Here is an 11,476-nt window from a genome sequence, read left to right on the forward strand (position 1 = left end):
GCTGAGCGGCGAGCTGAGCGACTGAGCGGCTGATCAGAGCTGGGCCCGGGCCTCGCCCGGGCTCAGCTTCGCGCCCTCGGCGACCAGCGCGTCGAACCGTTCCCGGCCGAGCACGGCGAGCACCCGCTCGGTCACCCGGTCGGTGTCGTCGCGCTCCGCCGGCGCGGCCGGAACGCCGGCGGCCTGCCGGGCGGCGGCCGCGACGCCGAGCAGCCGGGCCGCAACCTCGGGCGACCGCACCGCCGACGCCATCCCCTCCAGCGGGCCGAGCACGTCGCGTGCGGTGGCCATCGCCTCGGCGACGTCGAACGCCTCGAGGTGCAGGGCCAGCGCGGCGGCGGGGTCGCCACTCTGCTCGACCGCGTAACCCAACTCCACGAGGACCATCGGCAGGTAGAGCGCCGGCTGGGCCTCGTTGCGCCCCTGCTCGGCGAGGCGGGTGAGGTGGGTGGTGGCCAGGTCGAGCTTGCCGTCGCGGCGGGCGGCGAAGCCGAGGCCGAGCTCGGCAAAGACGATCGCGCTCGGCGAACCCTGTTCCACCGCCAGCTGGTACGCGCGCTCGGCCAGCTCCCGGGCCTGCGCGTAGTCGCGGGTCTGCACCGCGATCCAGGCCAGCCAGGACAGCTTGCCGGCCACGTGCGGCCACAGCCCCAGCTCCTCGGCCCAGCGCAGCCCCTCCCGGTGCAGGGCTGCCGCGCGTTCGTACTCGCCGCGAATCTCGGCCAGCCCACCCACCCAGTCGCTCGCCTGGAGGCGGCCCCACCGGTCATCCACCTCGGCGAACAGCGCGGTGCTGCGCGTCGCCGCGCTCTCCAACGCGGCCAGGTCACCGCCGGCGTGCGCGATCATGGCCCGGGAGCTGAGCACTGCGGCCTCGGTCCACGGATCGGTGGCGGCGGTGGGCAGCAGCTCCGACGCCAGCGGCAGGTCACTGCTCCCGAGTACCGCGTTCGCCGCGAACCAGACGGCTCGGGCGTCGGTGACACCGGCCAGGACGGCGCGCACCTCGGCCGGTGGGATCTGCTCGCCCTGCAACAGCGCGAAGCCGATCCGCCAGGCTGCGGCGCGGCTCTCCTGCGTCGGATCGCCGGGCGTCGCGAGGGCTCGCCGCGCCTCGGTGAGCCGGCCCCGCAGGTACCAGTACCAGCTCAGCGCGACGGCCAGCCGCAACCCGCCGCCGTGCACCAGCGCCGCGCGCAGGTTCACCGTCTCCGCGTCGAGCAGCGCCAGCCACCGCTGCTGGTCGGGGCCGCGCAGCTGCGGGTCGGCCTGTTCGGCCAGGTCGGTGTAGTACGCGGCGTGCCGCGCCCGGGTGTCGTCGGCGTCGACCAGGTGGTCCAGGCAGAACGCGGCGACCGACTCGAGCAGCCGGTAACGGGGGCTGGTGCCGGAGTCGTCGAGCACCACCAGCGACCGGTCCACCAGGCGGGCCAGTGTGTCGAGGTCGGTCCGGCAGACGAACTCGGCCGCCTCCGGGGTGCAGCCGTCGCCGAACACCGCGAGCCGGGCCAGCACCGCGCGGTCGGCGTCGTCGAGCAGGTCCCAGCTCCAGCCGATCACCGCGGTCAGCGTCCGCTGTCGCGGCGGCACGTCGCGCTGAGACGTGGTGAGCAGCCGGAACCGGTCGTCGAGCCGGTCCACCACACCCCGCAGACCCAGCGCGCGGACGCGGGTCGCGGCCAGCTCCAGCGCCAGCGGCAGGCCGTCCAGGCGACGGCAGAGCTGGGCGACCGCCGCCGCGGTGTGCTCGTCGAGACGAAAGCCGCGGTGCTGGGCGGCGGCGCGGGCGGCGAACAGCCGGGCCGCCGCCGAGCGCCGGACCGTGTCCGGGTCGCTGTCCGAGGGCAGCGACAGCGGGGGTACCTCCCAGAGCAGCTCCCCGGTCAGGCCGAGCGACTCCCGGCTGGTGGCCAGCACGTGCACCCCGGGCGCGTCGCGCAGCAGCCGGGCCACCAGCGCGGCGACCGGCTCGATGACGTGTTCGCAGTTGTCCAGCACGAGCAGCAGGTGTCGCGCCCGCAGCGCCGCGACGAGTCGGTCGGTGGCCGACAGGCTCGTGCCGGCGGCCTCGCGGGCGTCCAGCGCGCCGAGCACCTGCTCGGCGACGCCCGGGTCGCCGGCCGGCAGCGGCGCCAGCTCGACCAGCAGGACGCCGTCCGGAAAGGACTGGCCGCGGGCGGTCTCGGTGGCCAGCCGGGTCTTGCCGACGCCGCCCGGCCCGATCAGCGTGACCAGGCGCTGCGCGGGCAGCAGGGCTCGCAGCTCGGTCAGCGCCTCGGCCCGGCCGACCAGCTCGTCGAGCTGGGCCGGCAGGCTGTTGCGGATGATCGCGGCCTTCGGCGGCGCGCTCAGGCCGGCGTCCTGTTCGAGGATCCTGCGGTGCAGGGCGACCAGTTCGGGGCCGGGGTCGAGGCCCAGCTCGTCGGCGAGCCGGTCCCGCAGGTCGGCGTAGCTGTCCAGGGCCTCGGACTGGCGACCGGCCGCGTACAGCGCGCGCAGCTGCACCGCCCGCAGGCCCTCGCGCAGCGGGTGTCGGGCGACCAGCTCGGCCAGGTCGGCCGCGACCAGGTCGTGTTCACCCCGGGCCACCCGGGCCTCGGCGAGCCGTTCGTGCACGGCGAGGCGCTGCTCGGCGAGTCGGGTCGCCTCGGCGCGGACGAACTCGGCGTCGGCCACGTCGGCGTACGCCTCGCCCCGCCACAGCCCGAGGGCCTCGGTCAACCGGTCGACGTCGGTGTGCCGGGCCAGCTCGGCGAATCGGTCGGCGTCCACCGTGTCGGCCCGCAGCAGGTAGCCGGGAGCGCGGGACTCGACCAGGTCGCGGGCGCCCGGCTCGGCGTCGTTGAGCGCCTTGCGCAGCTGCGACACCCGCACCTGGAGCGCGCCCGCGGGGTTGGCGGGGGAGTCGTCACCCCACAGGTCGTCGATGAGCCGGTCGGCGGAGACGACCTGGTTGCGGTTGGTCAGCAGGTCCGCCAGGAGGGCGCGCACCTTGGTGCCGGGCACCACCACCGGCTCGCCGGCGTCCGTGGTCACGGCGAGCGGCCCGAGCACCCCGAACTGCACGGCGGACATCTTAGCGCCGGTAAGACGACCTGAAGCAGACCGTAAGCGCGCCGGCGCACCGTGTGGGCATGGAGATCTATCACGAGACACATGGCAGTGACGAGGGCCGGCCCCTGGTGCTCATCCACGGCGCGCTCTCCGGCATCGGCACCTCGTTCGGCACGATCCTGCCGTTCCTGGCGAAGTCGCGGCGGGTGATCGCCGTGGAGTTGCAGGCGCACGGCCACACCCCGGACGTCGACCGTCCGCTGACCGTGGAGCACTTCGCCGCCGACGTGGTCGAGCTGCTCGACCGGTTGGGTGTCGAGCGGGCGGACGTGTTCGGCTGGAGCATGGGCTCGGCGGTGGCGCTGCGCCTGGGCACCGACCACGCCGAGCGGGTCGGGCGGCTCGTCCTCGCCTCGGTGAGCTTCGACGAGGACGGCCTGCACCCCGGGCTGCTCGACGGGATCCAGGACCTGCAACCGGAGCATCTGCACGGCTCGGAGTTCCACGAGGAGTACCTGCGGACCGCGCCGGACCCGGCGGGCTGGGCCACCCTGGTCACCAAGATGAAGGTCCTGGACGCGAACCTGCCGCGGTGGACGCCCGAGCAGATCCGGGCCCTGGCCGCGCCCGCCATGATCGTGCTGGCCGACTCGGACATCGTCCAGCCCGAGCACGCGGTGCGGATGTTCCGGCTGCTCGGCGGCGGGGTGCCCGGCGACCTGACCGGTCTGCCGGCCTGCCGGCTGGCCATCCTGCCGGGCACCATCCACACCACGATCCCGCAGCGCGCCGACTGGCTGGCCCCGATGATCGACGAGTTCCTGGCCGAGCCGGTGCCAGCCCGGTGACCCACACTCCCAGCGGCCCCGGGCTGCGGCGTCGATCATGGACTTGTGGTGGCCACCTTAGCCACCAAAGTCCCTTTTGCGCACCACCACAACTTCATGATCGACGGAGCGGGAGGTGGAGCGGGTGGGTTACTGCTGTTCGGGGGAGCGTCGGAGCCACAGCCAGACGCCACCGAGGCCGCACGCCACGCCGAGAACCACGATCGCCGTTCGTGCCGCCAGCGGGGCGTCGTCCAGGAACGGCGCGGCCTTCGAAGCGGCCAGGCTGAGCAGTGCGACTACCAGCAACAGTCCCGCGATGATCCGATCACGCGTCATGGTTGCTTTGTATAGCAGCAACACGCCCAAGCCCTTCGGTGCGCCCCCCACGCCGATCTTGCACTTTCTGCGGTGATATAAGGCGCGAAAGCCGCGTGACAGCCGCACAAAGTGCAAGATCGCGGGAGGCGCGGGGTTCAGGGGTTGAAGGCTTGGCGATAGGCGGTGGGGGTGGCGGCGAAGGCCCGGCGGAAGTGGGCGCGCAGATTGGTGGCGGTGCCCAGCCCGGTCCGTCGGGCCACCTCGTCGATGGTGACCGTGCCGTCTTCGAGCAGGCCACACGCCGCACGAAGTCGTTGCTGCGTCAGCCAGGCCTGCGGGCTCATGCCGAAGCGCCGCCGGAAGTTGCGGTGCAGCGTACGGGTCGACTGGTGGCCGCGCCGGGCCAGGTCCCCGACGGTCAGTGGCAGGTGCAGGTGGGCGTTCGCCCATTCGGTGACCACGGTCAGGTCAGCGGCATCGGTGGGTTGGAGGGGAATGAACTGCGCCTGACCGCCGGCCCGGTGCAGGGGAGTGACCATGACGCGGGCGCGCTCGATGGCCGCCGTCTGGCCGTGGTCCCGGCCGACCAGGTAGAGGCACAGGTCGAGGCCGGCGGCCAGCCCGGCGCTGGTTAACACCTGTCCCTCGTCGACGTACAGCGCGTTCGCATCGACGGTGACCGTGGGGTGTTCGCGGGCCAGCGCCTCGGCGTGGACCCAATGGGTGGTGGCCCGCCGGCCGTCGAGCAGCCCGGCCTGGGCGAGCGCGAACGCGCCGGTGCAGATCGACGCGACACGAGCACCCCGTTCGTACGCGGCGACCAGAGCGTCGAGCGCTCGGGCCGGCGCGGCTCCGCGCCTGAAGCCGGGCACGATGACGGTGTCCGCGTTGCGCACGGCTTCAAGACCTGCGTCGACGGTCATGCCGAGTCCCGCCGTCGTGGTCGGCACGGCGCCGCCGTCCGGGGAGCAGACGACGGTCGCGTACCGGCCCTGGCCCTCGTGACCGAAGACGTGCGTCGCGATGGTCAGGTCGAAAGCGACGACCGGCGGTAGGGCGAGTACGGCGAGCCGGTGCGTGGCGGATTGCTTGTGCACAGTGGCAAGAATGCCACTCGTCAGGGCCGACGACCGGACGAGATCCTGGCCCGGTGCGAGTAGAGATCGTGGTTTTCGATGGCTTCGACGAGCTGGACGTGTTCGGACCCTTCGAGGTGCTGGCGATGGCGGGGTTCACCGTCGAGCTGGTCGCCGTCGAGCGGCCGGGGCCGGTACGCAGCATGCGGGGGGTCCAGCTCAATGTGCCGGTGGTGCTCGGGCAGGCCGACGGTGTCGTCGTACCGGGCGGGGGATGGCTGAATCGGGCCGCTGCGGGGTCCTGGGCGCAGGCGCAGCACGGGGTGCTGCCTGCCCGGCTGGCCGCGCTGGCCCCCTCGACGCGCTGGATGGCGTCGGTGTGCACCGGTAGCCTCCTGCTCGCCGCCGCCGGACTGTTGACCGGCCGGCGCGCGACCACCAACCGCAACGCCTACGAGGAGTTACGGGCGTACGGCGTCACTGTCCTCGATCAGCGGGTGGTCGACGACGGCGACCGCATCACCGCAGGCGCGCTCTCCGCCGGGCTGGACCTGGCCCTGTGGATCACGGAACGCGAGATGGATGCAGCCACTGCGGACCGGGTCGCCGCGACGATCGAGTACCAGCGAGCGGTCGGAACCGTCGGCGGCACAATGGTGGACGGTGACTGACGATGCCCTGGCCGCGCCCGCCATGATCGTGCTGGCCGACTCGGACATCGTCCAGCCCGAGCACGCGGTACGGATGTTCCGGCTGCTCGGCGGCGGGGTGCCCGGCGACCTGACCGGTCTGCCGGCCTGCCGGCTGGCCATCCTGCCGGGCACCACCCACACCACGATCCCGCAGCGCGCCGACTGGCTGGCCCCGATGATCGACGAGTTCCTGGGCGCGGACCTGTAGGGGCGCCCGGAGAGGCTACTTCTCCAGGAGCAGCGCTTCGGCGCCCACCGGTCGGAAGCCGGCCGCCTGGAAGGCACGCACACTGCGCGCGTTGCCGGCGGCCTGCTGTGCCCAGACCGGCTGCCGGTCGGGCACCAGGTGCCGGGCGGCCGTCGCCAGCGCCCGGCCCAGGCCCCGGTGGCGAACGTCCTCGTCGACCTCGATCGCCGCCTCCCAGCGGCCCGCCACGCCACGGCCGAGTACGACCACACCGCCCTCGGCCGCCCAGACGCGGACGTCGTCACGGCGCCTGCGCGCCCTGGCCTCGCGGGGATGATCGGCGTCGGTCAGCTCGCGCAGCGCCAGCGGGGGCGCACCGGCGAGCGGAGAGGCGACGGTCAGCAGGTCGATGGTGTCCGTCGACCGTCCGGTGCGGTCGAGCAGAGCGCTCAAAAAACGCGGATTCATCGTGGCCGCCAGAGCGTCGCAGTCGAGGGCGGCCAGGGTACGGCGGACCCAGTCGGGGTCCTCGTCGGTGAACACCACGGAGTGGGCGGTGAACGCGATCACCCCGGCGTCCCGACGGCTGTGCTGCGGCACGATGGTGGTCCCGCCGTCCGGCGGCGGGAAGTGCCCGCGTGCCGCCGCGTCCAGGACGTCGGCCAACGTGCCACCCACGATCGTCGCCTCCTTGAGTTGCGAGCCACCGTCCATTCTCACCGGTCCGGCCCGAAGTTCGCCGTCCCCGGTCATGGCGTGGGGCCGCCGGACCGGGTAGAAACACCAGAGAGCGCTCTCACGCCCCAGCTGCGCCGGGAGTACGACCCGGTCGCGGAGAGGACGAACCACATGACAACCCCGTCCCGACGTACCCTCCTGCTCGCCCTTCTGGTCTCCACCGCCCTCACGACGACCGGCACCGCCGCTGCCGCCGGTCGCCCCACGCCTGGCGCGCCCGACTTCGGGCCGAACGTGACGATCTTCGACCCGGCCGTGCCGGTCAGCGAGATCCAGCAGACCCTCGACGCCGCGCACGCCCGGCAGGTCGACAACGAGATGGGCACCGAGCGGCACGCCTACCTGTTCAAGCCGGGCGCGTACGGCACGGCCGAGCAGCCGTTGCAGGCCAAGGTCGGCTACTACACCGAGGTCGCCGGCCTTGGCGCGTCGCCCACCGACGTCGCCGTCAACGGCAAACTGGAGGTCTACAACCGCTGCCTGGCCGACGGCGGCACCGGCAACTGCCTCGCGCTGGTCAACTTCTGGCGCACCCTGTCCAACCTCTCGCTCACCGTCAACGCCGCCGGCCAGGACGGCTGCCGGTCGACGGCGAACTTCTGGGCCGTGTCCCAGGCGGTCTCGATGCGCCGGCTGAACATCACCGGCGGCGGGCTGTCCCTGATGGACTACTGCACGGCCGGCCCGCAGTACGCCAGCGGCGGCTTCATCGCCGACTCGCGGCTGCCGGCCACCACCAACGGCTCGCAGCAGCAGTGGCTCACCCGCAACAGCGAGGTCGCCGGGTGGTCCAACGCCGTGTGGAACCAGGTCTTCGCGGGCGTCGAGGGCGCACCGGACGACGCCACGTTCCCGGACCCGCCGTACACCACCCTCGACACCACGCCGGTGAGCCGGGAGAAGCCGTACCTGTTCGTCGACGGCAAGGGCCGCTACAACGTGCGGGTGCCGGCGGCGCAGCGCGACAGCCGGGGCGTCTCGTGGGCGAACGGGATGACCCCCGGACGGACCATCGGGATCGACAACTTCTTCATCGCCAAGCCGTCCGACCCGGTACGGGTGATCAACAGTCAGCTCGCGCACGGCAAGCACCTGCTGCTCACCCCCGGTGTCTACGACATCGCCCGCAGCATCGAGATCCGGCGTGCCAACACGGTGGTGCTCGGTATCGGCCACGCCACCCTCACCGCCGTTAACGGCGCGGTCCCGCTGGACGTCGCCAACGTGCCCGGCGTGATCGTCGCCGGCGTCACGATCGACGCCGGCACGGTCGAGTCGCCGGTCCTGCTGCGGGTGGGCCGGCAGCACGGGCACGACGCCAGCAGCCCGGCCAACCCGACCACGCTGTCCGACGTGTACTTCCGGGTCGGCGGCCCGCACATCGGCCGGACCAACACGGCGCTGGAGGTCAACAGCGACAACGTGCTCATCGACCACACCTGGGTGTGGCGCGGCGACCACGGCGTCGAGGGCTTCACCGAGGGTGTCAACGGCGACACCGACCGCTGGCGCACCAACACCGGCCGCTACGGCGCTGTCATCAACGGCGACCACGTGACCGCCACCGGCCTGTTCGTCGAGCACTTCCAGCGCTACAACACGGTCTGGAACGGCGAGCACGGCACCACGATCCTCTACCAGAACGAGCTGCCGTACGACCCGCCCACGCAGGCCGACTGGATGAACGGCCCGGTCGAGGGCTTCGCCGGCTACAAGGTCGGCGACCGGGTGCGCCACCACGACCTCTACGGCGGCGGGGTGTACGTCTTCAACCAGAACAACCCGTCGATCCACACCGAGAACGGCTTCGAGGTCCCGAACCGGCCGGGCGTGCGACTGCACCACATCATGACCGTCAACCTCAGCGCGGGCACGATCGACCACGTGGTCAACGGCGTCGGCGACGCGGCCGACACGACGAAGATCGGCGTGCCGGTCTACATCGCGCAGTACCCGGCCTCGTAACGCTTCGGGGCGTACCACCAAAAGGGCCGGCGCCGGTGTGCGGCGCCGGCCCTCCGCGTGTTCCCGACCGTGACGCTCGGATCCTTCCGACTACCTGACTCACATTTTCATCGATCAGTCTCACTCTTGCGGTGCGGCAACCACTCCTGCCACGATGGCCGTCAATGCCTTCCGTCCCGAAGGAGTGGTCCTCATGGCGGTTTCCCGCCGCAGGTTCGTCACGTCCGTGCTGGCCGGGTCCGCCCTCGCCGCCACCTCCACCACCGAGCTGCTCACCACCCTCGCCAGCCCCGCGTACGCCGCCAGCCCGGTAGGCGACGTGGTCGGCAAGGTGACGGTCGGCTACCAGGGCTGGTTCAGCGCTCCCGGCGACTCCGCGCCCATCGGCGGCTGGTGGCACTGGAGCCGCGACCGCTTCCAGCCGCCGTCGCCGTCCAACACCACAATCGTTTCCTGGCCGGACATGCGCGAGTACACGCGCAGCTATCCCACCGCGTACCCCAACCTCGGCAACGGCTCGCCGGCCACCCTCTTCTCCTCCTACGACCAGCAGACCGTGGACACCCACTTTCGCTGGATGCAGGAGTACGGCTGTGACACCGCGGCCCTGCAACGGTTCAACCCGACGGGCGACGAGGGGCCGACCCGCGACGCGATGACGCAGAAGGTCCGCGCGGCGGCCGAGCGCTACGGCCGCAAGTTCTACATCATGTACGACGTCACCGACTGGCTGACCATGCAGGCGGACATCAAGACCGACTGGACGACGAAGATGTCCGCGCACACCGCGTCGGGCGCGTACGCCCGCCAGAACGGCAAGCCGGTCGTCTGCATCTGGGGCTTCGGCTTCAGCGAATCCAGCCGGCCCTTCACCCCCGGGCCGTGCCTGGAGGTCGTCAACTGGTTCAAGGCGCAGGGCTGCTACGTCATCGGTGGCGTGCCCACCTGGTGGCGGCAGGGCATCGAGGACTCCCGCGCCGGCTTCCTCGACGTCTACCACGCGTTCCACGCCATCTCGCCGTGGATGGTCTACCGGGCCAGGACGGTGGAGGAGCTCGACTCGTACTACAACAACGTCAACGTCGGCGACATGGCCGACTGCGCGGCGCGCGGCATCGACTACCTGCCCTGCGTGATGCCCGGTGACCTGGCCGGTGGGCACCGCAAGCACGGCGACTTCTACTGGCGGCACATCTACAACATGGTCCGGCTCGGCTCCCAGGGCCTCTACGTGTCCATGTTCGACGAGTACAACGAGGGCAACCAGATCGCCAAGACGTCCGAGACCCAGGCCACCACCCCGGCCGGCGCGAACATCCGTGCCCTGGACGAGGACGGCGTGGCCTGCTCCTCCGACTACTACCTCCGGATCACCGGCAACGGCGGCCGGATGCTCAAGGGTCAGCTCGCCCTCACCGCCGTGCGCCCGACGCCACCGATGGTCGGCACCCCGCCGCCGGCCAGCGGGAACCTGGCCGCCGGCCGACCCACCTCGGCCAGCAGCCAGGGCGGCGGGTTCCCGGCGTCGAACGCGGTGGACTCCGACGCCGGCACGTACTGGGAGAGCGGCGGAGGCTCCTTCCCGCACTGGTGGCAGGTCGACCTCGGGGCCAGCCACCAGGTCAACAAACTCGTGCTGCGGCTGCCCGCAAGCTGGGGGGCGCGCACCCAGACCATCACCGTGCTGGGCAGCGTCGACGGCAGATCCTTCGCCACCATCGCCGCGGCCTCCGCGTTCACCTTCGACCCGGCGACCGGCAACACCGTCACCCGCACGCTGACGACCACCACGGCCCGCCACATCCGGCTGAGCATCGCCGGCAACACCGGCTGGCCGGCGGGCCAGCTCGCCCAGGTCGAGGTGTACGCCGCCAGCGGCACCACGGACAACCCGCCGACCGCCCCGAGCGGCCTCACGGTGACCGGGCGGACGGCGAGCAGCGTGTCCCTGGCCTGGACGGCGTCGACCGACGACAACGGCGTGACCGGCTACCAGGTACGCCAGGGCGGCACGGTGGTCAGCACGGTCACGGGCACCACGGCGACCGTGAGCGGGCTCAACGCGTCCACCTCGTACACCTTCACCGTCACCGCCCGCGACGCCGCCGGCAACACCTCGGCGGCGTCGAACGCGGTCACCGTGACCACCGACGCCCCGGCCAACGCCGACCTGGCCCGGGGCCGGTCCACCAGCGAGAGCGGCCACGTCCAGAGCTACGGCTCGGGCAACGTGGTCGACGGCGACGCGAACAGCTACTGGGAGAGCGCCAACAACGCGTTCCCGCAGTGGGTGCAGGTCGACCTGGGCGCGACGCGCACGGTCGGGCGGGTGGTGCTCAAGCTGCCGCCGTCGTCGGCCTGGGCCACCCGTACGCAGACCCTGGCCGTGGCGGGCAGCACTGACGGGGGCAGCTTCGGCACGCTGGTCGGTTCAAGCGCGCGCACCTTCGATCCGTCGACGGGTAACCAGGTGAGCCTCTCGTTCACCGGTACGCAGACCCGTTACGTACGGATCACCGTGACCGGTAACACCGGCTGGCCGGCCGGGCAACTGGCGGCACTGGAGGTGTACGCCAGCTGACCGGACGTGGGGCGGCCGCCGGACGCCGACCGGCG

Annotated in this window: 9 protein-coding genes; 5 read left to right on the top strand and 4 right to left on the bottom strand. The window is 72.2% G+C overall.

The window, feature by feature from the left end:
• Window positions 1–33: 33 nt before the first annotated feature.
• On the bottom strand, window positions 34–3,075 hold the full coding sequence (locus ABZU46_RS18170) for a BTAD domain-containing putative transcriptional regulator (RefSeq protein ID WP_354859151.1): 3,042 nt from the start codon (window positions 3,073–3,075) through the stop codon (window positions 34–36).
• 59 nt (window positions 3,076–3,134) lie between these two features.
• Here ABZU46_RS18170 and ABZU46_RS18175 point away from each other — a divergent pair, with 59 nt between their 5' ends.
• The gene (locus ABZU46_RS18175; protein ID WP_354859153.1) at window positions 3,135–3,902 is read left to right on the top strand and encodes an alpha/beta hydrolase; all 768 of its coding nucleotides are present in this window, start codon (window positions 3,135–3,137) and stop codon (window positions 3,900–3,902) included.
• Window positions 3,903–4,031: 129 nt separating this feature from the next.
• Here the strand turns inward: ABZU46_RS18175 and ABZU46_RS18180 are convergent, their stop codons facing one another.
• Together ABZU46_RS18180 and ABZU46_RS18185 are read right to left on the bottom strand one after the other, a co-directional pair.
• Entirely contained in the window at window positions 4,032–4,220 is a 189-nt protein-coding gene (locus tag ABZU46_RS18180) for a hypothetical protein (RefSeq protein WP_354859154.1), read from the bottom strand.
• A gap of 137 nt (window positions 4,221–4,357) precedes the next feature.
• Window positions 4,358–5,299: a helix-turn-helix domain-containing protein gene (locus ABZU46_RS18185; RefSeq protein ID WP_354859156.1), complete on the bottom strand. Its 942-nt coding sequence runs from the start codon at window positions 5,297–5,299 to the stop codon at window positions 4,358–4,360.
• 53 nt (window positions 5,300–5,352) lie between these two features.
• On the opposite strand from ABZU46_RS18185, the gene ABZU46_RS18190 reads away from it, so the two are divergent.
• Entirely contained in the window at window positions 5,353–5,949 is a 597-nt protein-coding gene (locus ABZU46_RS18190; protein WP_354859158.1) for a DJ-1/PfpI family protein, read from the top strand.
• The gene (locus tag ABZU46_RS18195) at window positions 5,942–6,178 is read left to right on the top strand and encodes a hypothetical protein (protein WP_354859160.1); all 237 of its coding nucleotides are present in this window, start codon (window positions 5,942–5,944) and stop codon (window positions 6,176–6,178) included. Before ABZU46_RS18190 ends, ABZU46_RS18195 begins: the two co-directional genes overlap by 8 nt.
• Window positions 6,179–6,193: 15 nt before the next feature.
• Here the strand turns inward: ABZU46_RS18195 and ABZU46_RS18200 are convergent, their stop codons facing one another.
• Window positions 6,194–6,835: a GNAT family N-acetyltransferase gene (locus ABZU46_RS18200; protein ID WP_354859162.1), complete on the bottom strand. Its 642-nt coding sequence runs from the start codon at window positions 6,833–6,835 to the stop codon at window positions 6,194–6,196.
• Window positions 6,836–7,006: 171 nt separating this feature from the next.
• On the opposite strand from ABZU46_RS18200, the gene ABZU46_RS18205 reads away from it, so the two are divergent.
• Window positions 7,007–8,860: an adenylyl cyclase gene (locus ABZU46_RS18205; protein ID WP_354859164.1), complete on the top strand. Its 1,854-nt coding sequence runs from the start codon at window positions 7,007–7,009 to the stop codon at window positions 8,858–8,860.
• Window positions 8,861–9,053: 193 nt separating this feature from the next.
• A complete protein-coding gene (locus ABZU46_RS18210) occupies window positions 9,054–11,441 on the top strand; it encodes a discoidin domain-containing protein (RefSeq protein ID WP_354859166.1) in 2,388 nt (795 codons plus the stop codon).
• Window positions 11,442–11,476: the final 35 nt, after the last annotated feature.

This window comes from Micromonospora sp. NPDC005197 (genome assembly GCF_040608295.1).
Lineage (GTDB): Bacteria > Actinomycetota > Actinomycetes > Mycobacteriales > Micromonosporaceae > Micromonospora.